Source organism: Cellulomonas sp. P4_H4 (genome assembly GCF_056400865.1).
In genome coordinates this window covers 305,411-331,764 of sequence record NZ_JBFUKL010000003.1, presented here as the reverse complement: position 1 = coordinate 331,764, position 26,354 = coordinate 305,411, and the positions used below count along the sequence as shown (strand labels likewise).

Sequence of the window (26,354 nt, the reverse complement as noted above, 5' to 3'; positions counted from 1 at the left end):
CACGGCGGTGCCGTCTTGCGGTCCGGCACGCCGCTTCGTCTCTCGGCGCTGCGGACTAGGCTGGCGCGCGCACCCAGCATCCCCGGACCCCGTCGCGCGTGTCGGCCGCCTGCCTGCCCGCAGCCACCGTGCGACGACGCCCTCCGGCCGACGTCTCGAAGGAGCTCTCTCGAATGGTCGCCTCAGGAACCGCCACCGGAACCGCTCAGATCGGTGTCACGGGGTTGGCGGTGATGGGCCGCAACCTCGCACGCAACTTTGCCCGCAACGGGTACACGGTCGCGATCCACAACAGGTCCTACGCGAAGACCGAGTCGCTCGTCGCGGACCACGGTGACGACGGTGACTTCGTGCCGTCGGAGTCGGTCGAGGACTTCGTGGCGTCCCTGGCCAAGCCCCGCAAGATCATCGTCATGGTCAAGGCCGGCGGTCCGACCGACGCGGTCATCGACGAGCTCGTGCCGTTCCTGGAGGAGGGCGACATCGTCGTCGACGCGGGCAACGCGCACTTCCCCGACACCATCCGCCGCGAGGCGGCGCTGCGTGAGAAGGGCCTGCACTTCGTCGGATCCGGCGTGTCCGGCGGCGAGGAGGGGGCGCTGCTCGGCCCGTCGATCATGCCGGGCGGTACGAAGGAGTCGTACGAGTCCCTGGGCCCGATCCTCGAGAAGATCTCGGCCAAGGTGGACGGCGTGCCGTGCTGCACCTACATCGGCCCGGACGGCGCCGGCCACTTCGTCAAGATGGTGCACAACGGCATCGAGTACGCCGACATGCAGCTCATCGCGGAGGCGTACGACCTGCTGCGCCAGGGGCTGGGAGCTTCCGCCGCCGAGATCGGGCAGATCTTCGCCGAGTGGAACACGGGCGACCTGGAGTCGTTCCTCATCGAGATCACCGCCGACGTGCTCGCGCACGTGGACGCAGAGACCGGCAGCGCGTTCGTCGACATCGTGCTCGACCAGGCCGAACAGAAGGGCACGGGCCGCTGGACCGTGCAGAACGCGCTCGACCTGGGCGTCCCGATCACCGGCATCGCCGAGGCCACGTTCGCGCGTGCCCTGTCGGGCTCCGTCCCGCAGCGCACCGCGGGTGCCGCGGCGCTTCCGGCCGACGCGACGCCGTTCGCGATCACCGACCGCGACGCGTTCATCGAGGACGTCCGGCTCGCGCTGTACGCCTCCAAGGTCGTCGCGTACTCGCAGGGCTTCGACCAGATCGCCGCCGCCAGCGCCGAGTTCGGCTGGGACGTCGACCGCGGCGCGATGGCCCGCATCTGGCGCGGCGGCTGCATCATCCGCGCGCGCTTCCTCAACCGCATCACCGAGGCGTACGAGCGCGACGCGCACCTGCCGCTGCTGCTCGCCGACGAGTACTTCACCGGCGCGGTCGGCAACGGCCTGGCTGCGTGGCGCCGGGTCGTCTCGGGTGCGGCGCTCGCCGGCGTTCCCACGCCCGCGTTCTCGTCGTCGCTCGCGTACTACGACGGTGTCCGGGCCGAGCGCCTGCCCGCCGCGCTGATCCAGGCGCAGCGCGACTTCTTCGGTGCGCACACGTACCGGCGCACCGACAAGGACGGAACGTTCCACACGCTCTGGACCGGTGACCGCAGCGAGCAGCCCGCGTGAGCAGTCGCACTGTGGCACGGCGCGCTCCGCGCGCCGCGGTGCGTCAGGACGACCTGCAACCTGTCGTCCTGGGCGGCGACATCGGCGCTTACAGCATCGCCCGGACGTTCCACGAGGCGTACGGCGTCCGGTCGGTCGTCGTGTCGTCGGTGTCCACGGGTCTCGTCCGGCACTCGCGCATCCTCGTGAACGTGGTCGAGCCGGGTATCGACGACGCCGACACGGCCGTGGCCACGCTGCGGCGCATCGCGGCCGAGCACGTCGGCAAGAAGCTGATCCTCGTGGGCAGCGCCGACTGGCTGGTGCGGACGATCGTCGAGAACCGCAACCGGCTCGAGGACCTCTACACGATCCCGTACGTGCCGCTCGAGACCCTCGACCGCGTCACCGACAAGGAGCTCTTCGGGGACCTGTGCCGCGAGCTCGGGCTCGGCCACCCCACCACCGTGGTGCACGACGTCGCGGCCGGGGGAGTCCCCGACACCTCCGGGCTGCGCTTCCCGGTCATCGCGAAGGCGGCCGACACCGCGGCGTACCACCTGGTCGAGTTCGCGGGGAAGAAGAAGGTGTTCACCGTGGACACCCCCGGTGAGCTCGCGGAGCTCCTGGGCCGCGTGCAGGGCAGCGGGTACGCCGGGACGTTCATCATCCAGGACCTCATCCCGGGCGACGACTCCGGCATGCGCATCCTCACCTGCTACGGCGACCGCACCGGCACGGTCCAGTTCTCCGCGTTCGGGCACGTGCTCCTCGAGGAGCACACGCCCGGCGCGCTCGGGAACCCGGCGGGCATCATCACCCGGCACGACGAGACGCTGGCGGGCCAGGCCACCCGGCTGCTCGAGCACCTCGGCTGGACCGGCTACGCCAACTTCGACCTGAAGTTCGACCCGCGCGACGGCAGCACGGTGTTCTTCGAGCTCAACCCGCGCCTGGGCCGCTCGAACTTCTACATCACGGCCGGAGGGCGCAACACCGCCGAGCTGTACGTGCGCGAGTACGTGCAGGGCCTGCCTCCGCTGCCCGACGGCGCTGCAACCGAGATCACGGAGCCGCACCTGTACACGGTCCTGCCGCGCTGGCTGCTGCGCCGGTACGTCGCGGACCCGACCCTGCGGGCGCGGGTGCGCTCGCTCGGACGCTCCGGCCGGGCCACCAACCCGCTCTGGTACCGCGCCGAGACCAACCCCCGACGCTGGCTGTACGTGGCGATCGCGCAGGCGAACCAGGTGCGCAAGTACCGGACGCACTACGAGCGACCGGTCCAGGTGCAGGAGGTGCACGCATGACGGCACCCGTCGGGGTGATCGGCGGCGTCGGACCGCTGGCCACCGTCTACTTCATGGACAAGATCGTGCGCCTGACGCGCGCCGACCGGGACCAGGACCACGTCGACCTGGTCGTCATGCAGCACGCGTCGATCCCGGACCGAACGGAGTTCATCCTGGGCCGCTCGACGAGCAACCCGGGTCCGGTCATGGCGGACGACGCGCGGACGCTCGAGCGCATCGGCGTCTCCTTCATCGTGATCCCGTGCAACACGGCGCACCACTTCACGTCCGAGGTCGTCGAAGCCACGCAGGTGCCGGTCCTGAGCATCGTCGACGAGACGATCGCCGAGGTGGTCGACCAGCGGCCGGGCACCACGACCGTCGGGATCCTGGCCACGTCGGGCACGCTCGCCGCCGACGTCTACCAGCAGGCGGCGCGGGCCCGAGGGCTGGCGTCCGTGGAGCCCACCGACGACGAGCAGGCCGTCGTCATGCGGGTCATCTACGACCAGGTGAAGGCCGGGCGCCCGGTCGACCTGCCGGCCCTCCGCGGCGTCGTCGACGCACTGGTCGGACGTGGCGCGCAGACCATCGTCCTGGGGTGCACCGAGCTGTCCGTCGTCGCCGACGACGCACACCTGCTGGACGACCCGCTCTACGTCGACTCGCTGGACGTCCTGGCCCGGCGCACCATCGAGCGCGCCGGGCACGACCTGCGCTGAGCGGTCAGCCGAGCTCGCTGGTACCCGCGTAGAGGTGCAGCACGGGGACCTGCAGCTCCTCGCGGGCGCGGGAGGCCCAGTCGGTGTGGAACGTGTCCTCCACCGCGTGCGGGTAGGTCACGACGGCGACCTCCACGACGTCACCGTCGGCGACGGCGGTCTTCAGGGCGGGCAGCGGGTCGTCCTCGACGACGGCGCCCGAGGCCTCGCGGCCGGCAGCGACGAACGCGGCGATGCTGCCCGCGAGCTGCTCGTCAGCGGTGGCCTTGGCCTCCGGCTGCGACGGCTCCTTGCCGCGGGCGCGGTCCCACGCCTCGCGCAGCTCGCCCATGCTGAGGTTGTCGATGATGGTGGAGACGAGGGGCCGGTCGGTGTCTGCGGGGACGAGCACGCGGTATGCGTACGTCTCGTCACCGTGCAGCGCGAGCAGCTTGTCGACGTCGGAGCTGGTGAGCGTGTCCTCCGTGAGGACGATGATCGTGTCGGTCACGCGCCGAGCCTAGTCACCCGCCAGCGCCCGAGCAGCACGCCGTCCGCATGCAGGAGGTGCAGCGGTGTCAGCGAGCGCGCGGGGGAGAACCACGACGGCTGGTTGACGATGCGCCCCGCGGGGCCGCCGACCAGCTGAGGGCTCCAGGTCAGGCACAGCTCGTCGGCCACGTCGGCCTCGACCAGGGCTGCGAGCAGCGACGGTCCGCCCTCGGCGAGCACGCGGGTCAGGCCGCGGTCGGCGAGGGCCGTGACGGCGGCGCGGGCGTCGACTCGGTGGCCGTCGCCGGTGACCAGGACGCGGTCGTCCCCGAGGGCGTCGCGCAGCCCGCCGAGCGACGGGTTGTCGGCGACGGTGAGGACGAGCGGCGGGCGCGAGCCGTCGAGCAGGGCTTCGGGGAGGTCGCCCGAGGTCGAGACGACGGCGAGCTCGAGGTCGTCCGCCAGGCCGAGCGACGCGCGCGCGGCCCGCAGGTCGTCGGGGACGTCGAGGGCCGTGTAGCCCTCGGCGCGCACGGTGCCCGCGCCGACCAGGACCACGTCGGCCAGGGCTCGCAGGACGCGGAACACGCGCCAGTCGGCGGCGTTGTTGATCGAGCCGCTCAGGGAGTTCGCGCCCGTCGAGGAGCCGTCGACGGTGCTGACCATGTTCGCCCGCACCCCCGGTGCGTCGCCGAAGAGCGCGACCAGCTCCGGCTCCCCGGCCGTCGGCTCGATCCGCGGTCGACCGAGAGGCAGGAGCACGTCCAGCGCGGGCAGCACAGGCACCGTCACCTCAGGACGGTCCCAGCACGTCCGCGAGGGCCGCCACGTCGCCGACGACGACGACCGCCGGGTTGCCGACGCCGCGCTCGCGCGCCAGCGACGCGATGTCCGCGAGCGTGCCGACGGTGGTCCGCTGCTCGGGGAGCGTGCCCCGCTCGACGATGGCCACCGGCGTGCCCGGGTCCTTGCCGTGAGCGAGCAGCTGGCGCGTGTGCGACCCGAGCTGCGCGACGCCCATGAGCAGCACCAGAGTGCCCTCCAGGCGCGCGAGCGTGGCCCAGTCGGGCGTGGTGTCGTGCGCGGACAGGATGGTCAGCTGACGGGACAGCCCGCGGTGCGTCACCGGGATGCCGGCGGCGGCCGGGACGGCGAGCGCGCTGGTCACTCCGGGGACCACCTCGACCGGCACGCCGGCGGCGAGGCAGGCCAGGACCTCCTCGCCTCCACGCCCGAGGACGAACGGGTCGCCGCCCTTGAGCCGCACGACGCGGTGGCCGGCCAGCGCACGCTCGACGAGCACCGCGTTGATCTCGGTCTGGGTGAGCGTGTGCGCGTGCGGCGACTTCCCTGCCTCGATGATCTCGACCGACGGGTCGAGCTCGGCCAGGAGGGCACGGGGCGCGAGGCGGTCGACGACGACCACGTCCGCCTCTGCGAGCGCCCGGCGGCCACGGGTCGTGATGAGCCCGGGGTCGCCCGGCCCACCGCCGACGAGCACCACGCTGCCGGTCGTCGGGCGGTGCCGACGCAGCGGCAGCCCCCCGGTGTCGAGCAGGAGCGCGATCGCGTTCCGGAGGGCGGTCGCCCGCCGCGGGTCGCCGCCGGCGCCGACCGCCACCGTGACGTCGCCCGAGCGCGCGACGGCGGGGGTCCAGGCGCTCGACGCCGCGGCGTCGTCGGCCCGGACGCACCAGATCCTCGACGCCTCCGCGTCCGCGGCGACCACGTCGTCCACCGCACGGTCGCCCGTCGCGGTGTGCACCAGCCACGCGCCGTCCAGGTCGGTCGAGAGGTAGTCGCGCCGGTGCCAGGTGACGCGGTCGAGCAGCTCGGCCAGGTCCTCGCAGATCGCGGGTGCGACCACGACGACGTCCGCGCCGTCCTCGACCAACCGGGTCGCACGACGAGCCGCCACCGGCCCGCCGCCGACGACGACGACGCGTCGACCGGCGAGGTCGAGCAGCAGGGGGTGGCGACCGGTCATATCCCGGCGCCCGCCAGCCAGTCCGTGTCGTCCGCCGCCGCGTCGGTCGGCGTGAGCCGGTCGAGCAGCGTCGCACCGATCATGCCCGCGGCGAGCGTGGTCCCGTCGGCCGGGTCGACCAGCAGGAAGCCGCCGGTGCGACGGTGCGTGGCGTAGTCGTCGAGCACGACGGACTCGGCCAGCCGGATCTTGACGCGGCCGATCGCGTTCAGCGACAGCGCGCGCGGCGGGATGTCGGAGGACGTGTCGGTGGCGTCGACCGCGTGCAGGGTGTCGATGCCGTCCCACCGGTCGACCGTGAGCGTGTCGACGTCGAGGCGGGCGTTGACCTCGCGCAGCAGCGCACGGACCGTCCGCGTGCCGATGCGGACGAGCAGGCGCGCGCCCAGGACGCTGCGCTTCTCGGCCAGCCAGCAGACCGTGCCCTCGAGGTCCGACCCGACGGCCACCGTCGATCCGGTCGGGACCAGGACGTCGCCGCGGGCCACGTCGACGTCGTCGGCGAGGCGGAGCGTGACCGACTGCGGCGCGTGCGCCTCCTGCAGTGGGCCGTCGAAGGTGTCGATGCCGACGACCACGCTCGTCTTGCCCGACGGCAGCACGGTGACCTCGTCGCCGACGGAGACGACACCGGACGCGACGCGCCCTGCGTACCCGCGGTAGTCGGGGTGCTCGGGCGTGCGCGGCCGGATGACCACCTGCACGGGGAACCGGAAGGCCTCGGACTGCGCGTCACGACCCACCTCGACCCCCTCGAGGTGCTCGAGGAGCGTCGGGCCGTCGTACCAGGGCGTCCGGGTCGATCGGTCCACCACGTTGTCGCCGGCGAGGGCCGACAGGGGCACCGCGACGACGTCGGAGATGCCGAGCCCCGCGGCGTAGGCCGTGAACTCGTCCGCGATCGCCCGGAAGGTGGGCTCGTCGAAGTCGACGAGGTCCATCTTGTTCACCGCGAGCACGACGTGCGGGACGCGCAGCAGAGCGGTGATCGTCGCGTGCCGACGGGTCTGCTCGAGCACGCCCTTGCGGGCGTCGACGAGCACGATCGCGAGCTCGGCCGTCGAGGCGCCGGTGACCATGTTGCGCGTGTACTGGACGTGCCCGGGGGTGTCGGCCAGCACGAACGCGCGGGTCGCGGTCGAGAAGTAGCGGTACGCCACGTCGATCGTGATGCCCTGCTCGCGCTCGGCACGCAGGCCGTCGGTGAGCAGCGCCAGGTCGACCTGACCGCCGCCGCGCGCAGCGGTCGCGGCCTCGACGGCGCTCAGCTGGTCGGCGAGGACCGACTTCGTGTCGTAGAGCAGGCGGCCGATCAGGGTGCTCTTGCCGTCGTCGACGGATCCGGCCGTTGCCAGGCGCAGGAGGTCCCGCGTCGCGTGCTCCGTCACGTGCGCACTCACAGACGCCTCCGCCCCCACATCAACCGCCCCCATCAGAAGTACCCCTCACGCTTGCGGTCTTCCATCGCAGCCTCGGATGCGCGGTCGTCGGCACGCGTGGCCCCGCGCTCGGTGAGCCGGCTCGCCGCGACCTCCGCGATGACCTCGGGCACGGTCGCCGCGTACGACTCGACCGCACCGGTGCAGCTCATGTCCCCGACCGTGCGGTAACGGACGGTGCGGACCTCGAGCGTCTCGGTCGGCTTCGGCCCGCCCCACTCGCCGGGCGCGATCCACATGCCGTCGCGCAGGAAGACCTCGCGCTCGTGCGTGTAGTAGATCGACGGCAGCTCGATGTCCTCGCGCTCGATGTAGCGCCAGACGTCGAGCTCGGTCCAGTTGGACAGCGGGAACACGCGCACGTGCTCTCCGAGCTTGTGCCGGCCGTTGTACAGGTCCCACAGCTCCGGACGCTGCCGGCGCGGGTCCCACTGGCCGAACTCGTCGCGCAGAGAGAACACGCGCTCCTTGGCGCGGGCCTTCTCCTCGTCGCGACGACCGCCGCCGAAGACCGCGTCGAACTTGTTCGCGATGATGCCGTCGAGCAGCGGGACGGTCTGCAGCGCGTTGCGCGAACCGTCGGGGCGCTCGGACACGCGGCCGTCGTCGATCGCGTCCTGCACGCTGGCCACCACGAGCCGGAGCCCGTACTGCTCCACCACGCGGTCGCGGTACTCGATGACCTCGGGGAAGTTGTGCCCGGTGTCCACGTGCATGAGCGTGAAGGGCACGGCCGACGGCCAGAACGCCTTGCGCGCCAGGTGCAGCATGACGATCGAGTCCTTGCCGCCGCTGAACAGCAGCACGGGTCGCTCGAACTCGCCCGCGACCTCCCGCATGATGTGGATGCCCTCGGACTCGAGGGCGTCCAGCTGGGTCAGTGTCACTTGGCTCACGTGTGCAACCCGCATTCGATCTTGCCCGTGCCGGACCAGCGGCCCGCACGAGGGTCCTCACCGGGCGCCACCGCACGCGTGCACGGGGCGCAGCCGATCGATGTGTACCCGGCCTGGCGCAACGGGTTGAGGACCACGTGGTTCTCCTCCACGTACGCGTCGACGTCCGCCTGTGTCCAGGCGGCCAGGGGGTTGAGCTTGACCTTGTCGCGCTTGGCGTCCCAGCCGACGACCGTGATGTCGGTGCGCGTCGGGGCGTCCTCGCGGCGCATGCCGGTGACCCACGCCGTGTAGGGCGCGAGCCCACGCTCGAGCGGCTCGACCTTGCGCAGCGCGCAGCACTGGTTCGGGTCGCGGTCGTGCAGCTTCTCGCCGTACTCGGCGTTCTGCTCCTCGACGGTGCGCAGCGGCAGGATCGTGCGGAGCTTGATGTCCGTGAAGTCGGCGTAGTAGTCCCGCGTGCCGATGGTCTCGGCGAAGTGATACCCGGTGTCCAGGAAGATCACGTTCACGCCCGGCGCGGCCTTGGCGGCCATGTGCACGAGGATCTCGTCGCCCATGGACGACGCGACGACGAGGTCGTCACCGAAGGTCTTCGCCGCCCAGGCCAGGATCTCCTCGGGGTGGGCACCCTCGAGGTCCCGCCCGGCCTGCTCGGCGAGGTCCTTCAACGTGGCCGTGTCCAGGGTGCTCATGCGCGGCTCACCAGCCCCACGAACTTGAGCCCGAACGCGCGCATGCACGAGCGGCACTCCCACTGGCCGTGGGTCTCGCCCGCGGGCCAGAGGTCCTCGCTGGCGCAGAAGGGGCAGTAGTACGGCACAGCCCGCTCGCCCGACGTCCCGCTCATCGAAGGTCCTCCTCGTCGGCGCGCTGCACCCACTGGGCGAAGAGCTCGCCCTCCGTACGCTGCTCGTCGAACTTCGTCGCGACACGCTCGACGTAGTCGGGCAGCTCCTCAGCCGGAACGCGCAGGCCACGCAGGGTCTTCCCCAGGCCGCTCGTCATGCCCAGACCGCCGCCCAGGTGGACCTGGTAGCCGTCCTCGCCACCCGCGAGCGCGCCCTTGAGCCCGATGTCGGCCGTCTGGATGCGGGCGCACGAGTTGGGGCAGCCGTTGAGGTTGATGGTGATCGGCTGGTCGAAGGTCGGCAGCCGGTTCTCCAGCTCGCCGATCAGGTGCGTGGCACGCGCCTTCGTCTCGACGATGGCCAGCTTGCAGAACTCGATGCCCGTGCAGGCCATGGTGCCGCGTCGGAACGGCGACGCCTTCCGCACCGCGAGACCGAGCGACTCGAGGGACTCGACGAGCGGGTCGACCTTGGCGGGAGCCACGTCGAGCACGACGATCTTCTGCTCGACGGTCAGCCGGATGCGGTCGGACCCGGCGAGCTCGACCTGGTCGGCCAGCTGGTTCAGCAGCTCACCGGAGATGCGGCCGACGGTCGGCGCGACACCGACGTAGAAGTTGCCGTCCTTCTGGGGGTGCACGCCGACGTGGTCGCGGTTGCCCGTGGGCGGCGGCGGGGGCTCCGGGCCGTCCTCGAGCGCGTAGCCGAGGTACTCGCCCTCCAGCACCTGACGGAACACCTCGGGTCCCCAGTCCGCGACCAGGAACTTCAGGCGGGCGCGTGTGCGCAGCCGGCGGTAGCCGTAGTCGCGGAAGATGCTCACCACGCCGACCCACACGTCCGGGATCTGCTCCAGCGTGACGAACGCGCCGAGCCGGACGCCGAGCTTCGGGTTGGTGGACAGGCCGCCGCCGACCCACAGGTCGAAGCCGGGACCGAGCTCGGGGTGCACGACGCCGACGAACGCGACGTCGTTGATCTCGTGCGCGACGTCGTGGTGCGGGGAGCCGCTGATCGCGGTCTTGAACTTGCGCGGCAGGTTCGAGAAGCGGGGGTCGCCGATGTAGTTGTCGACGATCGCGCGCACGGCCGGGGTGCCGTCGATGATCTCGTCGGCAGCCACTCCCGCGACGGGGGAGCCGAGGACGACGCGCGGGCAGTCGCCGCACGCCTCCTGGGTGCTCAGGCCGACAGCCTCGAGCCGACGCCAGATCTCCGGGACGTCCTCGACGCGGATCCAGTGCAGCTGGATGTTCTGCCGGTCGGTGACGTCGGCGGTGCCGCGGCCGAACTCGACCGAGATGTCCGCGATCGTGCGCAGCTGCTGCAGGCTCAGCGCTCCGCCGTCGCAACGGACGCGGAGCATGAAGAACTCGTCGTCCAGCTCGTGCGGCTCCAGCGTCGCGGTCTTGCCGCCGTCGATACCGGGCTTGCGCTGGGTGTAGAGCCCCCACCAGCGCATACGTCCGCGCAGGTCCTCGGGTGCGATGCTCGCGAAGCCCTCGCGGGAGTAGACGTCCTCGATCCGCTGCCGGACGTTGAGTGCGTCGTCCTGCTGCTTGAACAGCTCGTTGCCGTTCAGCGGCTCTTTCTGGTCGAACGCCCACTGACCCTCGGGACGAGCCGCGGGCGGGGCGATCCTGGTCTGCGCCATAGGGGCGGTACCTCTGGGGTGTTCATGGACGTGCGACTGCACCCAGCGCTCGGGGGGAGCGGCGATCGGACGCAGACCGCGCGCCCGAGGGGGACGTGGGCGGGGTCAGTTGCTCCGCAGACAGCAGCAGCGCATGCGCAGGGCCGCGGCGGCGCAGGTGCACCGACAGGCGGACGTCCCGGACATGATCACCCCCCGAGGATGACGGACGGCAGGCGTCTACGGGAGAGCCGTTCCGACATCTGAGATGCTCCTACCGACATATGGACAGCCGCCCGAGTCGGCGCTAAAAGCGGACCAGTTCGGTCGGGATGGGCTCCTCGGCCGATGCCGCGTAGGCTCCTTCCTCGTGCCTGTGCCCGACTCCCGCGCCATCGACGCGTCGCCGGCGGCCCTCGCCGACCGGCGGCCGCACGTCCCGACCCAGCGTCTCCTCGCCGAGATGGTCCCGCCGCGCCACTTCGCCGACGAGTCCTTCGCGACCTACCGGCCCGATCCGGCGCACCCGTCGCAGCGAGCGACCGTCGAGCGGCTGACCCAGGTGGCGGCACAGATCCGGGACGGCAGGCCCACGAAACGGTGGCGCAAGAAGACCGCCGCACCGGCCGTCTACCTGGACGGCGGTTTCGGCGTCGGCAAGACGCACCTGCTGACGTCGCTCGCGCGCGCCGTCGGGGACGCCGCCTACGGCACCTTCGTCGAGTACACCAACCTTGTCGGCGCCCTCGGGTTCCTCCCCACGGTCGAGGCCCTCGCGACGCGCCGACTGGTCTGCATCGACGAGTTCGAGCTGGACGACCCGGGCGACACCGTCCTGATGTCCCGCCTGCTGCGCGAGCTCGCCGACCGGGGCGTCGCGCTCGCCGCCACCTCGAACACCCTGCCCGACTCCCTGGGCGAAGGACGCTTCGCCGCCGACGACTTCCTGCGCGAGATCCAGGCCCTCGCCGCCCGGTTCGAGGTCCTGCGCGTCGACGGTGACGACTACCGGCACCGGTCCGCCGTCACCGACGCCTCGGGCCTGCGCGACGACGCGGTGCGCGCGGCGGTCGGGAGCCGGCCGGACGCGACGCTCGACGACTTCGACACCCTGCTCGCGCACCTGGCGACGGTGCACCCGTCCCGGTACGGCGCCCTGCTCGACGGAGTGGGCCTCGTGGGCCTCACGGCGGTCGGTCCCGTGCCGACGCAGGACGTCGCGCTCCGGCTCGTCGTGCTGGTGGACCGGCTGTACGACCGCGACGTCCCCGTGCTGCTCGGCGGCTCGGGGGAGCGGGACCTGTTCTCGGCGGACATGCTCGCCGGCGGGTACCGCAAGAAGTACTACCGGGCCCTCTCGCGGCTCGGCTCGCTCGCCGCCGACGGAGCGGCGCTCGTCGCAGCCTCCTAGGGGCACGGGCCGGGCTCGTCGCGACGTCGTGGCGTCAGGCGAGCACGGTGATCGACCGCGGGGCCACGGAGCCGCTGACCGATGGTCCACCCGTCCACTCGGCCACCACGGCGAGCTCACCGCCAGAGGGGACGGACACCCACTCGTCGGACAGGTTGACGACGACCTGGGCGGATCCCCGGCGCAGGACGAGCCAGCCGTCCCACGGGCCGTCCGAGGAACCGCCGCCCCAGGTCAGGTCCGTCGCGGTGAGGTCGCCCGAGGCGAGGTCCGGGACGGTGCGACGCAGCCTGATGAGCGTCCGGTACCAGTCGAGCATCCGTGCGTGCGCCGGATCGGCCAGCTCCGCGCGGTCCAGCGTGCTCGCCTCGAAGGTGGACAGCGCCTGGGGGTCAGGCACGTCGACGTCGCCGCCGTAGAGCTCCGCCCAGCCGTGGCCGCCGAACTCGCGCACGCGACCCTCGCGGACCGCGGCGGCGAGCGGTGGGTCGGCGTAGGACGTGAAGAACTGGAAGGGCGTGCGGGTGCCCCACTCCTCGCCCATGAAGAGCATCGGCGTGAACGGCGACAGGATCATGAGCGCCGCGGACGCGGCGAGGACCACGTCGGGGTGCCGCTCGGAGGGGCGGTCGCCGGTCGCACGGTTGCCCACCTGGTCGTGGGTCTGCACGCTCACGACGAACCGATGGCCGTGGGTGTCGGAGGGCACATGCCGGCCCCAGGACGTGCCCCGGAACGTCGACCAGGTGCCGTCGTGCACGAATGCGCTGGTCAGCGCCTTGCGCAGAACCTCAGGGGTTCCGAAGTCGACGTAGTAGCCGTGCCGCTCCCCCGTGAGCAGGGAGTGGATGGCGTGGTGCACGTCGTCGGCCCACTGCGCGGTCATGCCCCAGCCGCCCTCGGCGGTCGGGGTGATCGAGACCGCGTCGTTCAGGTCGCTCTCGGCGATCAGCGACAGCGGCCGACCCACCGTGGCCGACAGGTCGGCTACCCGGTCGGACAGCTGCGCGAGCAGGTGGACCGGGCCGTCGTCGGCGAGGGCGTGCACCGCGTCCAGGCGCAGCGCGTCGACGTGGAAGTCGGTGAGCCACCACAGAGCGCTCTCGATGATCCAGCGACGGACCTCGCCGGAACCGGGCTGGTCGAGGTTGATCGCCGCGCCCCACGGGGTCTCGTGCGCGTCGGTCCAGTACGGGCCGTACTCGCCGACGTAGGCGCCGGACGGGCCGAGGTGGTTGTAGACCATGTCGAGGCAGACGCCGAGGCCCAGGCGGTGCGCGGTGTCGACGAACTGCTGCAGGGCCAGGGGACCGCCGTACGCGGCGTGGACCGCGTAGAGGCCCACGCCGTCGTAGCCCCAGCCTCGGTCACCGTCGAACGGGGCGATCGGCATGAGCTCGACCATGTCGACGCCCAGCTCGACCAGGGCGGGCAGCTCCGCCGCGGCGGCCGCAAGGGTGCCCTCCGGTGTGAACGTTCCGACGTGCAGCTCGTACAGGACCGCGCCACGGGCATCGACGCCGGGCCAGGTGTCGTCGGACCAGTCGTGCTCGGCGGCGTCGAAGACACGGCTCGGACCGTGCACGCCCGCGGGTTGCCACGCGCTGCGTGGGTCGGGCCGGCCCGGGCCGCCGTCGAGGGAGAACGCGTAGTCGGTGCCAGGCGGGAGCGCCCGGTCGGTCTCCCACCAGGCGCCGGACCGAGTCATCGGCACCCGGGCGTCGCCGATCACCAGGTCGACCGCGGACGCGTTGGGCGCCCAGACGCTCGGCAGCATCCTCAGCCTTGCGCCCGGACGAGCAGCGCGACGGGCAACCGGTCCAGGATGCCCGCGACGTCGACCACACCGCCGATCACCGGCCGCTCGGTGAGCACGTCGAACCAGTCGCCGTCGGGCAGGGCGACGGTGTGGTCCGCCCAGCCGCCCAGCCGGTCCACGGCCGCGGCCAGCCGGGTCGCGACGACCGCGACCTGCGGGTCGCCGTCGACCGTACGGGCGTACGTCAGCGAGTGGCCCGACGAGTGCGCCAGCGGCAGGAACCCGGCCGTCGGACCCACGAACGCCTCGGGCAGGTCACGTCGGGTGCGCAGCGCGCGAGACGTGACGAGCAGCTTCTCGTCGGCCAGGTCGCGTGGGCCCGCGCCGTCGTCGAGCCGGACCAGGCGCGCGGACAGCGGCGCGACCTCGACGTAGCGACGGTTGTCGGGGTCGACGAGCACCGGGTTCGGCACCTCGGTGCCCTGGTAGACGTCCGCCACCCCGGGCAGGGTCAGCTGGACGAGCTTGGTGCCGAGGGTCGCGGCGCGGACGGCGTGCCGGGTGCGCACCTCCCAGCCGTTCATGAGGCCCGCGACGACGGGGTCGCGCAGCGCCTGGCGTGCGGCGTCGAGCACGGCGCGCTCGTACGGCTCGTCCGGTGCAGTCCAGGTGGTGCGGGACTTGGACTCGCGGATCGCCTTGGTCAGGTACTCGGTCAGACGGTCCTCGGCGATCGGCCCCTGGTCGGTCCAGGTCCCGGCGAGCGTCTGCCACAGCAGGTACTCGGTGCGGCCGTCCAGCAGTGCGCTGCGGTACGGGGCGGACGCAGCGCGCAGCCCGTCGACGAGCGCCGACCACTCGCGGGGCAGCTCGCTGAGCACCCCGAGACGGGACCGGGTGTCCTCGCCGCGCTTCGTGTCGTGCGTCGACAGCGTCGTCATGCCGAGCGGCGCCGACACCTGGGCCTCCGCCGCCCAGGCGGACAGGTCGGTCGGCGTCAGGGCGAACTGCTCCGGTGCGCCACCGACCTCGCACAGACCCACGAGGTGCGTCCAGCGGTAGAACGCGGTGTCCTCGACGCCCTTGGCCATGACGGCGCCGCACGTCTGCTGGAACCGCACGATGAGCTCGTCGCGCCGGGCACCGCGCGTCTGCCCGGCGCTGCCCACCTCCCGGCCGAGGAGCAGGTCGACGACGACGTCCATCGTGGCTGCGCGCTCGGGGGAGAGCTTGTGCCGCGCGAGCCGCGCCGCCGCGTGCAGGACCTCGAGCGACTCCGGGTGCACGGACTCGCCGGGCACGACGTACGCGCGGTAGCGGTCGAACGCGACGAGCAGCTCGACCAGGCAGTCCTCGAGGGCGCGCCAGGTGTGGTCGCGCAGGCGCAGGTCGTCGTGGCAGATGTCCGCCGCGAGCGAGGTGAGGCGATGCACCTCCGCGTACAGCGGACCGTCGACGATCTCGCGCTTGGCCTGCTCCGCGATGTCGGGGAACGCGTCCGAGGTGTCGCCCGTGACCCGGTGCATGACCGAGCCGAGGCCGGCCGCGCCGCCCGGGTCGACGAAGGTCTGCTGGATCCGCCACAGGGCCTCGTAGCCCGTGCTGCCGGCGGTCTCCCAGTCGGGCGGCAGCGTCTCGGCGCCCTCCAGGATCTTCTCGACGACGACCCACGCGCCGCCGCTCGCCTCGCGCAGCCGCGACAGGTAGCCGGCCGGATCCGCCAGGCCGTCCGGGTGGTCGATCCGCAGGCCGTCGAGCACGCCGTCCGCCAGGAGCTGCAGGACGAGTCGGTGGGTCGCGTCGAACACCGCGGGGTCCTCGACGCGGACGGCCAGCAGGGTGCCGACGTCGAAGAACCGCCGGTAGTTCAGCTCCTCGTCCGCGACCCGCCAGTACGCGAGCCGGTAGTGCTGGCGCTCGACGAGCTCGGCGAGCGAGAGGCTCTCGGTGCCCGGCCGGACGGGGAACACGTGGTCGTGGTAGCGCAGCACCGTGCGCAGACCGTCGCCGGGGATCTCGACCTCGTCCAGCTGCAGCTCGTCGCGCCCGAGTACCGCGCCGATACGGTCGCCGAGGACCGGCATGAGGACCGCGCCGTCCCCTGCCGACCAGTCGACGTCGAACCACTCGGCGTAGGGGGAGTCGGGGCCTTCGGCGAGCACGGACCAGAGCGCGGCGTTGTGCCAGACCGGAGTCGGCACCGCCATGTGGTTGGGCACGATGTCGAGCACCAGCCCCAGGCCGTCGTCGTGCGCGACCTCGGCCAGGTGGAGGAGGCCCTCCATGCCGCCGAGAGCGGGCTCGACCTCGTCGTGCGAGACCACGTCGTAGCCGTGCGTCGATCCCGGTGCTGCGCGCAGGATCGGCGACAGGTAGACGTGCGAGACCCCGAGCGACGCGAGGTACGGGACCCGTTCGGCGACGTCGTGCAGCGTCAGGTCCGCCCCGAGCTGCACCCGGTACGTCGAGACGGGAACCGGTCGGCCAGCCGTCGGGAGACGGCGGGCCGGCGTCGGCCGCGGATCACTCATGCGCTCGGGCGCGGCCGGGTGGTGCGTCGCTTGGGCTTGTCCTCGGGTGCCGATGCGGATTTCGCCTGCTTCGTCTGCTTGGTCGACTCGCGAGCCGCGGTGGCGGCCGCCCCGATCCCGGACGACGTGGGGGCCGGGTGCAGCGGAGGCCGGGTCAGGACGACCACCGACTTCTGCGCGAGCGCCAGATCCTCGCCCGCCTCGACCGTCGTACCTGCCTCGACCTGCGAGTCGGTGTCGAACACCGCGGTCCAGGTCTGGCCGTAGTCGGGGCCGGGGATCGTGAACGTCGCCGCGTCGGGCTGGCCGTTGAACAGGACGAGGAAGGTGTCGTCGACGATCTCCTGGCCGCGGGTGTCGGGCTCGGCGATCGCGTCGCCGTTCAGGAACACGGCCACGGCCCGCGAGTGGTCCGCGACCCAGGCCTCGTCGGACATCCGATGCCCGTCGGGCGCGAGCCAGGCGATGTCGAGCAGGTCGGAGTGGTCGGACAGGTCGGGCTTGCCGGCGAAGAAGCGGCGGCGTCGGAACACCGGGTGGTCCTGGCGCAGCCGTACGACCCGGCGCGTGAACTCCAGCAGCGCGTTCGCGTCCTCGTTGAGATCCCAGTCGACCCAGGCGATCGGGGAGTCCTGGCAGTACACGTTGTTGTTTCCCCGCTGCGTGCGACCGAGCTCATCGCCGTGCGCGATCATCGGGATGCCTTGGGACAGCAGCAGCGTGGCCAGGAAGTTGCGGCGCTGGCGAGCCCGCAGCGCGAGGATGTGCCGGTCCTTCGTCGGACCTTCGACACCACAGTTCCACGACCGGTTGTGGCTCTCGCCGTCGTTGTTGCCCTCGCCGTTGGCCTCGTTGTGCTTCTCGTTGTACGAGACCAGGTCGTTGAGCGTGAAGCCGTCGTGCGCGGTGACGAAGTTGACGCTCGCGATGGGGCGTCGGCCCGTGTGCTCGTACAGGTCCGACGAGCCCGACAGGCGGCTCGCGAACTCGCCGAGCGTGGACGGCTCACCACGCCAGAAGTCGCGGACGGTGTCCCGGTACTTGCCGTTCCACTCCGACCACAGCGGCGGGAACCCGCCCACCTGGTAGCCGCCCTCGCCGATGTCCCACGGCTCCGCGATGAGCTTGACCTGCGAGACGACCGGGTCCTGGTGCACCAGGTCGAAGAAGGCCGAGAGGCGGTCGACCTCGTGGAACTGCCGGGCGAGCGTCGCCGCCAGGTCGAACCGGAAGCCGTCGACGTGCATCTCCGTCACCCAGTAGCGCAGCGAGTCCATGATCAGCTGCAGCACGTGCGGCGAGCGCATGAGCAGGGAGTTGCCGGTACCGGTGGTGTCGAAGTAGTGCGCCTGGTCCTCGTCGACGAGCCGGTAGTAGTTGGCGTTGTCGATGCCGCGGAAGCTCAGCGTCGGGCCCATGTGGTTGCCCTCGGCGGTGTGGTTGTACACCACGTCGAGGATCACCTCGATGTCCGCCTGGTGCAGTGCCTTGACCATCGTCTTGAACTCCTGCACCTGCTGCCCGGAGCTGGCGAACGCCGCGTAACCGTTGTGCGGTGCGAAGAAGCCGATCGTGTTGTAGCCCCAGTAGTTCGACAGGCCCTTCTCGACGAGCGACGGGTCGTTGACGAACTGGTGCACCGGCATGAGCTCGACCGCGGTGATGCCGAGCGAGGTGAGGTGCTCGATGACGGCAGGGTGCGCCAGGCCCGCGTACGTGCCGCGCAGCTCCTCGGGGATGGCCGGGTGCTGCATCGTCAGGCCGCGCACGTGCGCCTCGTAGATCACGGACTCGTGGTACTCGTGCTGCGGCGGCCGGTCGTTGCCCCAGTCGAAGAACGGGCTGATCACGACGGACGTCATGGTGTGCGCTGCGGAGTCGTCGTCGTTGCGCTCGTCCGGGGCGTCGAACTTGTACGAGTAGAGCGACGCGTCGCCGTCGACCTGCCCGTCGATCGCCTTGGCGTAGGGGTCCAGGAGCAGCTTGTTCGGGTTGCACCGGTCACCACGCGCCGGGTCGTGCGGGCCGTGCACGCGGAAGCCGTACCGCTGCCCCGGCATGATCGCCGGCAGGTATCCGTGCCACACGAACGCGTCGACCTCGGTCAGGTCCCCGCGGGTCTCGGTGCCGTCGGGGTCGATCAGGCACAGCTCGACCCGCTCGGCCACCTCGGAGAAGAGAGCGAAGTTCGTCCCGGTCCCGTCGTAGGTGGCGCCCAGCGGGTACGGACGTCCAGGCCACATCTGCATGCGCCCCAGGGTGTCAGGCCCAGGCTCTTCTGGCGCGTGGTGCACAGAGGATAGATGGGTGGATTTCGCCACACCTGTCGGCATTGCGCTGCCGCGCTCGACCTGGTGCGCTGGCCAGAGGCAGTGTCGTCGACGCACGGAGAAGGATCATGAGCTCAACGGTCGTGGTGGTCGGTGGCGGGTTGGCGGGCGCGAAGACGGTCGAGGCGCTCCGGACCGACGGGTACGAGGGTCGCATCGTGCTGCTGGGCGCCGAGACGGAGCGGCCGTACGAGCGGCCGCCGCTGTCGAAGGGCTATCTGCAGGGCAGCGACCCGCGTGACGGTGCGTTCGTGCACGACGCCGACTGGTACGGCGCGCACGACGTCGACCTGCGCCTGGGCGTCGCCGTCACGGCCGTCGACGTGCGTTCCCATGACGTGCTCGACGCCTCCGGGACGCGCACGGGATGGGACCACCTCGTCCTGGCGACCGGCTCCGAGCCGCGCCGCCTCCGGGTCCCGGGCGCGCACCTGGACGGCGTGGTCCACCTGCGCACCCTCGACGACTCGGACAGGTTGCGCGCCGAGCTGACGTCCGGTCGGCGCGTCGTCGTGGTCGGCGGCGGCTGGATCGGTCTGGAGGTTGCCGCGGCCGCACGCGCCGCTGGGTGCGAGGTGACCGTCCTGGTCCGCGACCCCCTCCCGCTGCTCGGCGTCCTCGGGCCCGAGCTCGCGGAGTCGTTCGCGGACCTGCACCGGTCGAACGGGGTCGACCTGCGGGTGCGTGCCGAGGTCGGCGTGCTCGTGGCCGACGGCGCGGGCTCGCGCGTCGGTGCCGTCGAGCTGGTCGACGGCACCCTCCTCGACGCCGACCTGGTCGTCGTCGGGGTCGGCGCCGCCCCGCGGACCGACCTGGCCCGCTCCGCAGGGCTGAAGGTCGACGACGGGGTCGTCGTCGACGCCCACCTGCGCTCGTCCCACCCGCACGTCCTGGCGGTCGGCGACATCGCCCGGGCTCACCACCCGTTCCTCGGGACCCACGTACGGGTCGAGCACTGGGCCAACGCGCTGAACCAGCCGGCCACGGCTGCGGCGACGATCCTCGGCCGCGACGAGCCCTACGACAAGCTGCCCTACTTCTTCTCCGACCAGTTCGACCTCGGCATGGAGTACATCGGCTGGGTCGGCCCGCACGGCTACGACCGTGTCGTCGTGCGCGGCGACCTGGTGGGCCGTGAGCTCGTCGCGTTCTGGCTGCGGGACGGTCGCGTGCTCGCTGGGATGAATGTCAACGTCTGGGACGTCGTCGACGACGTCGAGTCCCTGATCCGCTCGCGGGCCCAGGTCGACGTGGAGCGGCTCGCGGACCCCGACGTGCCGCTCGGCGACCTGGTCTGACGTCAGGGGCTGGTCAGGACGACCAGCTGACGGGTCGAGCGGGTCATCGCGACGTAGCGGTCGACCGCGCCCTCGATGCCGTCGCCGAGCCGTCGCGGGTCGACGAGGACGACGAGGTCGAACTCGAGCCCCTTCGCGAGCTCGGGCGTGAGGCAGCGCACGCGCGACGTCGCTGCGAACGTCGGGTCGCCGATCACCGCGGCGACTCCCTCGGGGTGCGCGTCGACCCAGCCCTCGACGATCGCGGCGAGGTCCGTCGTCCTGCCGTACTGGACCGGGATGCCGCTGATACGGACGGACGTCGGCACGTTGGCGTCGGGCAGCGCGGCCCGGATCACGGGCTCGGCGACGGCCATGACCTCCCGTGGTGTGCGGTAGTTGATGCTCAGCGACGCGAGGGCGACCTGGTCGAGCCCGACGCGTCCGAGCCGGTCCGGCCACGACTCCGCGAACCCGTGCCGGGCCTGCGCGCGATCTCCGACGACGGTGAAGCTCTGGGACGGGCACCGGCTCAGAAGCATCTGCCACTCGGCGTCGGTGAGCTCCTGCGCCTCGTCCACGACGATGTGCGCGAACGGACCGGCGAGGACGTCCGGGTCCGCAGTCGGCAGGACGCTCTGGTCGACCAGGGCGTCGCGCAGGTCCGTGCCGCGCAACATCGACATGATCCCGAGCTCGGAGTCGTCGCTCTCGATCAGGTGGTCGACGACCTGGTTCATGTACTCGCGCTCGGTCGCGACGGTGGCCTCCGCCTGGCGTCTGCGTCGGGACACGTCCGGGTCGCCGAGCCGTTGCCGGGCGGCGTCCAGGAGCGGCAGGTCCGACGTGGTCCACGCTTGCGCGTCCGGGCGCTGCAACGCGCGGACCTCGTCGACGTCGAGCCACGGCGCGCAGAGGCGCAGGTAGGCCGGCACCGACCACAGGTCACCGACGAGGTCGGTCGCCTCGAGCATGGGCCAGGCGCGGTGCAGCGCCCGGGTGAGCTCGCGGTTGCCCAGCAGTGCCCGCCGCACCTGGTCGGGCGGGACGTCGTCGTCCTCGAGCTTGCCGGTCAGGATCTCGAGCAGCGCCTCGTGGACCTGGTCACGTGCCTCGTTGTGCGGCGTGCCCGGCTCTGGCGCGTCGAACGCCTCGGCCCAGTCCTCGCTGGTCAACCAGAGGTCGGACCACGGCGTCTCGACCTCGAGGCCCTGCGTCGGCGGCTTCTCGTAGAACCGCACCGCCGGCTCGATGGCCTTGACCATTCCCACGGACGCCTTCAGGCGGGCGACCTCGGCATCCCGTTCGACCACGGCCGCAGAGCCTTCTGCGACGAGATCGCGCAGCGTGCAGGTCTGCACCCCCTCCTCGCCGAGGCTGGGCAGGACGTCGGCGACGTAGGCCAGGTAGGGCTGGTGCGGTCCGACGAACAGCACGCCCCCGCGCCGGTGCCCGAGGCGCGGGTCGGAGTACAGGAGGTAGGCGGTGCGGTGCAGGGCCACCACGGTCTTGCCGGTGCCGGGACCGCCGTCGACGAGCAGCGTGCCGCGTGACCCGGCACGGATGACCGCGTCCTGGTCCGCCGCGATCGTGCCGAGCACGTCCCGCATCGTGGCCGACCGTGCACTGCCCAGGCTCGCGATGAAGGCCGACTGGTCGTCGAGGGCGGCGTTGTCCTCCATGCCGTCGGGAGTGAAGACCTCGTCCCAGTAGTCGCTGATCCGGCCCGAGTCCCACCGGTACCGGCGACGGCTTGCGAGCCCCATCGGGTTCGCGTGGGTGGCCCCGAAGAACGGCTCCGCCGCGGGGGAGCGCCAGTCGAGCAGCAGCCGTCGGCCGGCGCGGTCGGTCAGGCCCAGGCGGCCGATGTACACGGCTTCGCCGCCGTCGGCGCCGACGATCCGGCCGAGGCACAGGTCGAGACCGAACCGCCGCAGGGTGCGCAGGCGGGCCGTCAGCCGGTGGATCTCCTGGTCTCGTTCCAGAGCTTGCTCGCCGCTGCGCCCCGGCGCTCTGCGGGCTGTGTCCAGGCGCTCGGACAGGTCGGCGATCGACTCCTCGAGGCATGCCGTGACGTCGGCGAAGTGGTGCTCGTCGCCGGCGACGAGTGCCGGATCCGACTTCGCCGCGAGGTGGGTCGGGAGGTCGAACGCGCTCGTTGTCATGGGCATAGGTGGTCGCTCCGAGGTCCGTGGAGGGTGGCTTCGGCAGGCGATTCTGCGCGACGACGGGGGCCTTGCCGCAAGCCCCCGGGTGCGCTATATCTTGGAGACGGAGGCGAGGGAACTCGTCTCCATCGCCATGTCTGGGAGCTGTCAGACCTGGGCGAGCGTGCGGTCGACGGCGCGACGCACGACCTCGTCGTCGTCGGCCCCCTGGGCCCGCCAGCCGAGCTGCTCGATCGCGCCGTTGCCGCGCCGCAGCACGGTGGCCACCTGACGCTCGACCCACTCGAGGTCACCGCTCGCCTCGAGCGCCGGCCGCACGTGCTCGACGAGCGCCCCCACGACGTCGGCGGCGGGGGACGGCGTCCCGGACAGGGGATGCACCAGGTCGCCCGTCAGGCCCGACCGCGCGGCACGCCATGCGGCGGCACGCAGCAGCTCGGTCCGTGGGCCGTGAGGGCCCGGGGTGTCGGCGAGCGCGCGGACCAGCGCAGCCTGGAGCGCGGCGTCGCCCGCGTCCAGGCAGACGTCGGCGACCCGGACCTCGACTGTGGGGTACCGCGACGAGAGCCGGGCGTCGAAGTAGACCATCCCCTCGTCGAGGATCGCGCCGGTGCGCAGCAGGCCGTCGATCACGGCGCGATACCCGGCGGCGTCCCCGAACGGGGCCGTCGGGCCGGCGGTGGGCCAGCGGCCCCAGACCTGCGACCGGAAGCTGGCGTAGCCGGTATGGCTGCCCTGCCACGACGGGCTGTTGCCCGAGAGGGCCAGCAGGACCGCCGTCCACGGCCGCAGGCGGTCCAGGACCTGCACGCCCTCCTCGTCGTCGTCGACCGAGACGTGCACGTGGCACCCGCACGTGAGCTGCTCGCGGGCGGTCTGGGCGAACTCAGCGCGGATCGCGTAGGCGCGCCGGTCCGGGAGCACGGTGGACTCGACCTCCTGCGGCGCAGTCGCGAGCGCCGCGATCCGCGCACCGGCCCGCTGGGCGACGGCGTCGGTCCGGGCGCGACCGTCGCGGATCTGCTGGACCAGGTCGGACAGGTCGGTGCACGGATGCGTCGACGTCTCGATCTGCTCCTGCTTGAACTCCTTCTCCAGGTCACCGCCCGGGACGTCGCTGTTCGTGAGCCCCTCAGCCGCGGCGAGCCGCAGCATCGCGCCCGCGGCAGGGTGCGGTCGGCCCGCGGGGGTCACCAGGAGGTACTCCTCCTCCACGCCGACTGTTCGCATCGGCTCAGTGTGGGGGAGCGGGCTCCGGCTCGCTCGGTAGTGCGAGCGTCACCCGTTGACCGGACCGCGGCCAGAACGTACCGTGCGGTAACGCTGCCGTCCGAATAGTGAGATACGCGATGACGCTCTTTCCCACCCTGCACGCGACCGGTGACCTGCCCCAGCAGCTCCGCACCCATCTCGAGCGCCACGGGATCGCCCTTGTCGGCGCCGACGACGACCCCGACGTGGTGCTGGTCCTGCCCGGAACCGACCCGGTCCCGGCCGGAGACCGCGGCGGCACGGTAGTCGTCGCGACGGGCACCGACTCGCCCGAGGTGGCGGCCCTGCTCTCCTCGCACGGGATGGCCAGCAGTCCGACGCGGTCCGACGGCCCGCTCACGAGGGTCGAGGGCTGTTCGGCAGACCTGCTCGCCTGGCTGTCCGACCCCGTCGTGCCGGTGCGATCGGCACTGGTCGTCGACGCTCCGGCGACCGCGCTGCTGCGGCTCGGCGAGCGCGGTCCCGTCGTCGCCGCCGGGTCCCGGGACGCGTCCGGTGCGGTTCTGGCCCTCGGTGTCGACCCGTCGGACGCGCCCGAGCTGCTGCTCAACGCCGTGTCGTGGGCGGCACGCGAGGCAACCGCGGACGTCGTCGTCGAGCGCGACGTGCTGGCCGAGCACCCCGCGTGGCTGCGCGTGAAGTCCGACGTCACCGAGCTCCAGCAGATGCAGGTCAAGGACGGGTCGATCCCGGACGCGGAGCTGCACCCCCGCGCGCGCTCCCTGGTGGCGTCGATCGAGCTCGCGGTCGCGGCCCTCGTGCCCGAGCTGCCGCACGACGAGGGATACCTCACGGCCGTCGGCAAGGACCTCGTGCGCTGGGCCGACGGTGGGTTCGAGGTGCCGGACTTCCTCGACTCGCTCGTCGCGTTCCGGCCCGAGCAGATGCGCGTCGACGGCCTCGTACATCTCGTCGTGTTCCCGATGTACACCCAGAACGGCAGCACGGACCGGCACGTCGAGGCGGTCCTGCTGCGTGTGCGGTGGCCCGATCTCGTCGCCGACCTCGAGGCGACGCAGTTCAGCAACGCGCTCTTCGTGCCCATCACCTTCCTGGACTTCACACCGGGCTACGACACCAACTCGGCGGTCCTCTTCCCGGAGACCGTGGCCGTGCGCGAGGTACCGACCTTCACCTGGGGAGGGATCTTCGCCGACCGCGAGGCGGCCCGGTTCCGGCGCGTGGTCCGCACCGCGGCGGAGACGACGAGGCTCGCCCTGCCCCCGGACGCGGCCCGGTTGCTCGCCGACCAGCGCCTGGCCGAGGAGACGTTCATCCTCTGGGACCTGGTGCACGACCGCACCCACATGCGCGGCGACCTGCCGTTCGACCCGTTCATGATCAAGCAGCGCATGCCGTACTTCCTCTACTCGCTCGAGGAGCTGCGCTGTGACCTCACGGCGTTCCGCGCGGCCGTGCGCCTCGAGGCCGAGGGGGTGCCGCACGCGCGGTACGTGCAGTACGCGATCCTGTTCGACCGCATCTTCCGGTTCCCTGTGACCGGCTCGCGCGTGCGCAACTACGACGGTCTCGGTGGCCAGCTGCTCTTCGCCTGGCTGCACCAGCACCATGTCCTGCACTGGACGGACTCGCGGCTCACGATCGACTGGCCGCAGGTGCCCGAGACGGTGATCGCGCTCGCCGAGCAGATCGAGCAGCTCTACTGGCGCTCTATCGACCGGCCGAAGGCGGCGCACTGGCTGGCCGCCTACGAGCTGGTCTCCGGGACGCTCACGCCGCACCCCGCGTCCGCCTGGGCCGTCCGCGACCTCCCGCTCGACGGTCCGCCCAAGGGGCTGACCGACGCGGTGCTCGACGACGAGTTCCCGCTGTCGATGTTCTACGAGGCGCTCTCCCGCAAGATCGCCGACGTCGTCGCGTCGACCTCGGGCATCACGGCGTAGCGCACCCGGACCCGGACCCGGGCGCACCTGTTCAGTCGCGGGGTGCGTCCGGTCCTGGGTTGCCCTGGGTGTCGATGGTCGCGCCGAGCCTCGAACGGCGTGGCCCGACCGTGAAGGAGGCGACGAGGCGCGCGACCAGGGTCGCCAGGAAGATCTGGCCGACGAGCGCCTCGAACGTCGCGAGGTTGCGCCCGGGGTACTGGGCCGCGGTGAAGTCGCCGTAGCCCAGGGTCGTCAGCGTCGTGTACGAGAAGTACTGCAAGGCTCGCTGGCTGACCTCCTGACCACCTGCGAAGAACGGCTGCGGGCCGATCCAGGCGAGCACGCCGAACACGGCCGTGAAGATCATGCCGATCAGGAGGTACGCGCTCAGCGCCCCGAAGATCGACTGCAGCGTGACAGCGGTGCGCCGCAGGATCCGGTCGAGGATGACCACCAGGGCGGTCACCAGGATGGCGGCCACGGACGCGTTGAGGATGCCGTACGCGTCGGCGCGCGGGAGCGTGACGAACGCGAGGACGCTCACGACGGCGGCGGCGATCGGGATGACGCGCACGACGATGCGGGCTCGGCCCTCCACGCGCGACGACCGGATCGCGACGTACAGCGCGCCGACGTACAGGACCGCCACGAGGACCTGTATCCACTCGTCGCGCCCAAGCGCCGACAGGACGTACGCGGTGACCAGAAGGGTGAGCACCAGCGCGAACCGGTCGGGCTCGTGCCGGCGCTGGGACCAGGTGGTCCTGGCAGGGACGGCAGGCTCGACGGGGTCTTCGGCAGCGTGGTCCTCAGCGCTCACGC

Annotated in this window: 20 protein-coding genes; 6 read left to right on the top strand and 14 right to left on the bottom strand. The window is 71.9% G+C overall.

Annotated elements, in window-relative coordinates:
* The first annotated feature begins 173 nt into the window (after positions 1–173).
* Genes gndA through cuyB form a run of 3 tightly spaced genes read left to right on the top strand, consistent with a single transcriptional unit; the run spans position 174 to position 3,621 of the window.
* On the top strand, positions 174–1,628 hold the full coding sequence (gene gndA, locus AC1DPN_RS11610; RefSeq protein ID WP_477084895.1) for an NADP-dependent phosphogluconate dehydrogenase: 1,455 nt from the start codon (positions 174–176) through the stop codon (positions 1,626–1,628).
* On the top strand, positions 1,625–2,917 hold the full coding sequence (locus AC1DPN_RS11605) for a carboxylate--amine ligase (RefSeq protein WP_477084894.1): 1,293 nt from the start codon (positions 1,625–1,627) through the stop codon (positions 2,915–2,917). Before gndA ends, AC1DPN_RS11605 begins: the two co-directional genes overlap by 4 nt.
* On the top strand, positions 2,914–3,621 hold the full coding sequence (gene cuyB, locus AC1DPN_RS11600) for a cysteate racemase (RefSeq protein WP_477084893.1): 708 nt from the start codon (positions 2,914–2,916) through the stop codon (positions 3,619–3,621). Before AC1DPN_RS11605 ends, cuyB begins: the two co-directional genes overlap by 4 nt.
* Positions 3,622–3,625: 4 nt before the next feature.
* Here the strand turns inward: cuyB and AC1DPN_RS11595 are convergent, their stop codons facing one another.
* The 8 genes from AC1DPN_RS11595 to AC1DPN_RS11560 are packed head-to-tail and all read right to left on the bottom strand — an operon-like array spanning position 3,626 to position 10,919.
* Positions 3,626–4,111 (bottom strand): hypothetical protein, encoded by a 486-nt coding sequence (locus AC1DPN_RS11595; RefSeq protein ID WP_477084892.1) that lies wholly within the window; start codon positions 4,109–4,111, stop codon positions 3,626–3,628.
* Positions 4,108–4,884, bottom strand: a complete 777-nt coding sequence (locus tag AC1DPN_RS11590) for a dihydrofolate reductase family protein (RefSeq protein ID WP_477084891.1) — start codon at positions 4,882–4,884, stop codon at positions 4,108–4,110. Before AC1DPN_RS11590 ends, AC1DPN_RS11595 begins: the two co-directional genes overlap by 4 nt.
* A 1-nt stretch (position 4,885) precedes the next feature.
* Positions 4,886–6,079, bottom strand: coding sequence for a uroporphyrinogen-III C-methyltransferase (gene cobA, locus AC1DPN_RS11585; RefSeq protein WP_477084890.1), 1,194 nt, complete (start codon positions 6,077–6,079; stop codon positions 4,886–4,888).
* On the bottom strand, positions 6,076–7,512 hold the full coding sequence (locus AC1DPN_RS11580; RefSeq protein ID WP_477084889.1) for a sulfate adenylyltransferase subunit 1: 1,437 nt from the start codon (positions 7,510–7,512) through the stop codon (positions 6,076–6,078). Before AC1DPN_RS11580 ends, cobA begins: the two co-directional genes overlap by 4 nt.
* Complete coding sequence (gene cysD / locus AC1DPN_RS11575) at positions 7,512–8,414, bottom strand: sulfate adenylyltransferase subunit CysD (RefSeq protein ID WP_477084888.1); 903 nt, start codon at positions 8,412–8,414, stop codon at positions 7,512–7,514. The genes AC1DPN_RS11580 and cysD overlap by 1 nt, the downstream gene beginning before the upstream one ends.
* A complete protein-coding gene (locus AC1DPN_RS11570; RefSeq protein WP_477084887.1) occupies positions 8,411–9,109 on the bottom strand; it encodes a phosphoadenylyl-sulfate reductase in 699 nt (232 codons plus the stop codon). Before AC1DPN_RS11570 ends, cysD begins: the two co-directional genes overlap by 4 nt.
* Positions 9,106–9,264 carry a hypothetical protein gene (locus AC1DPN_RS11565; RefSeq protein WP_477084886.1) on the bottom strand — a complete coding sequence of 53 codons (159 nt, stop codon included), beginning with the start codon at positions 9,262–9,264 and terminating at the stop codon, positions 9,106–9,108. The genes AC1DPN_RS11570 and AC1DPN_RS11565 overlap by 4 nt, the downstream gene beginning before the upstream one ends.
* Positions 9,261–10,919 carry a nitrite/sulfite reductase gene (locus AC1DPN_RS11560; protein WP_477084885.1) on the bottom strand — a complete coding sequence of 553 codons (1,659 nt, stop codon included), beginning with the start codon at positions 10,917–10,919 and terminating at the stop codon, positions 9,261–9,263. The genes AC1DPN_RS11565 and AC1DPN_RS11560 overlap by 4 nt, the downstream gene beginning before the upstream one ends.
* Positions 10,920–11,268: 349 nt before the next feature.
* Between AC1DPN_RS11560 and zapE the strand changes: the two genes are divergently transcribed.
* Entirely contained in the window at positions 11,269–12,309 is a 1,041-nt protein-coding gene (gene zapE / locus AC1DPN_RS11555) for a cell division protein ZapE (protein ID WP_477084884.1), read from the top strand.
* Positions 12,310–12,343: 34 nt separating this feature from the next.
* Here the strand turns inward: zapE and treZ are convergent, their stop codons facing one another.
* From treZ to glgX, 3 genes are read right to left on the bottom strand one after another with little or no spacing between them, the layout of a single operon-like run.
* On the bottom strand, positions 12,344–14,086 hold the full coding sequence (gene treZ, locus AC1DPN_RS11550) for a malto-oligosyltrehalose trehalohydrolase (RefSeq protein ID WP_477084883.1): 1,743 nt from the start codon (positions 14,084–14,086) through the stop codon (positions 12,344–12,346).
* A 2-nt stretch (positions 14,087–14,088) separates the two neighbouring features.
* Positions 14,089–16,599 carry a malto-oligosyltrehalose synthase gene (gene treY / locus AC1DPN_RS11545; protein ID WP_477084882.1) on the bottom strand — a complete coding sequence of 837 codons (2,511 nt, stop codon included), beginning with the start codon at positions 16,597–16,599 and terminating at the stop codon, positions 14,089–14,091.
* Positions 16,596–18,848, bottom strand: a complete 2,253-nt coding sequence (gene glgX / locus AC1DPN_RS11540; protein WP_477084881.1) for a glycogen debranching protein GlgX — start codon at positions 18,846–18,848, stop codon at positions 16,596–16,598. Before glgX ends, treY begins: the two co-directional genes overlap by 4 nt.
* A gap of 149 nt (positions 18,849–18,997) precedes the next feature.
* On the opposite strand from glgX, the gene AC1DPN_RS11535 reads away from it, so the two are divergent.
* Positions 18,998–20,227 (top strand): NAD(P)/FAD-dependent oxidoreductase, encoded by a 1,230-nt coding sequence (locus tag AC1DPN_RS11535; RefSeq protein WP_477084880.1) that lies wholly within the window; start codon positions 18,998–19,000, stop codon positions 20,225–20,227.
* Between the two features lie 2 nt (positions 20,228–20,229).
* Here AC1DPN_RS11535 and helR read toward each other — a convergent pair whose 3' ends face one another.
* Entirely contained in the window at positions 20,230–22,377 is a 2,148-nt protein-coding gene (gene helR / locus AC1DPN_RS11530; protein ID WP_477084879.1) for an RNA polymerase recycling motor ATPase HelR, read from the bottom strand.
* Between the two features lie 144 nt (positions 22,378–22,521).
* Positions 22,522–23,604 (bottom strand): carboxylate-amine ligase, encoded by a 1,083-nt coding sequence (locus tag AC1DPN_RS11525; protein ID WP_477084878.1) that lies wholly within the window; start codon positions 23,602–23,604, stop codon positions 22,522–22,524.
* 584 nt (positions 23,605–24,188) lie between these two features.
* Between AC1DPN_RS11525 and AC1DPN_RS11520 the strand changes: the two genes are divergently transcribed.
* Positions 24,189–25,550 (top strand): DUF6421 family protein, encoded by a 1,362-nt coding sequence (locus AC1DPN_RS11520; protein ID WP_477085202.1) that lies wholly within the window; start codon positions 24,189–24,191, stop codon positions 25,548–25,550.
* A gap of 31 nt (positions 25,551–25,581) precedes the next feature.
* On the opposite strand, the gene AC1DPN_RS11515 is transcribed toward AC1DPN_RS11520, so the two are convergent.
* Positions 25,582–26,352 carry a potassium channel family protein gene (locus AC1DPN_RS11515; RefSeq protein WP_477084877.1) on the bottom strand — a complete coding sequence of 257 codons (771 nt, stop codon included), beginning with the start codon at positions 26,350–26,352 and terminating at the stop codon, positions 25,582–25,584.
* Positions 26,353–26,354 lie beyond the last annotated feature (2 nt).

What these genes read in the sequence shown, in the direction of transcription:
- gndA (WP_477084895.1), top strand. Translation starts at nt 174, where the DNA reads ATGGTCGCCTCAGGAACCGCCACCGGAACCGCTCAGATCGGTGTCACG.
- cuyB (WP_477084893.1), top strand. Translation starts at nt 2,914, where the DNA reads ATGACGGCACCCGTCGGGGTGATCGGCGGCGTCGGACCGCTGGCCACC.
- cobA (WP_477084890.1), bottom strand. Translation starts at nt 6,079, where the DNA reads ATGACCGGTCGCCACCCCCTGCTGCTCGACCTCGCCGGTCGACGCGTC.
- AC1DPN_RS11580 (WP_477084889.1), bottom strand. Translation starts at nt 7,512, where the DNA reads ATGGGGGCGGTTGATGTGGGGGCGGAGGCGTCTGTGAGTGCGCACGTG.
- AC1DPN_RS11570 (WP_477084887.1), bottom strand. Translation starts at nt 9,109, where the DNA reads ATGAGCACCCTGGACACGGCCACGTTGAAGGACCTCGCCGAGCAGGCC.
- AC1DPN_RS11565 (WP_477084886.1), bottom strand. Translation starts at nt 9,264, where the DNA reads ATGAGCGGGACGTCGGGCGAGCGGGCTGTGCCGTACTACTGCCCCTTC.
- AC1DPN_RS11560 (WP_477084885.1), bottom strand. Translation starts at nt 10,919, where the DNA reads ATGGCGCAGACCAGGATCGCCCCGCCCGCGGCTCGTCCCGAGGGTCAG.
- treZ (WP_477084883.1), bottom strand. Translation starts at nt 14,086, where the DNA reads ATGCTGCCGAGCGTCTGGGCGCCCAACGCGTCCGCGGTCGACCTGGTG.
- treY (WP_477084882.1), bottom strand. Translation starts at nt 16,599, where the DNA reads ATGAGTGATCCGCGGCCGACGCCGGCCCGCCGTCTCCCGACGGCTGGC.
- glgX (WP_477084881.1), bottom strand. Translation starts at nt 18,848, where the DNA reads ATGCAGATGTGGCCTGGACGTCCGTACCCGCTGGGCGCCACCTACGAC.
- AC1DPN_RS11535 (WP_477084880.1), top strand. Translation starts at nt 18,998, where the DNA reads ATGAGCTCAACGGTCGTGGTGGTCGGTGGCGGGTTGGCGGGCGCGAAG.
- helR (WP_477084879.1), bottom strand. Translation starts at nt 22,377, where the DNA reads ATGCCCATGACAACGAGCGCGTTCGACCTCCCGACCCACCTCGCGGCG.
- AC1DPN_RS11525 (WP_477084878.1), bottom strand. Translation starts at nt 23,604, where the DNA reads ATGCGAACAGTCGGCGTGGAGGAGGAGTACCTCCTGGTGACCCCCGCG.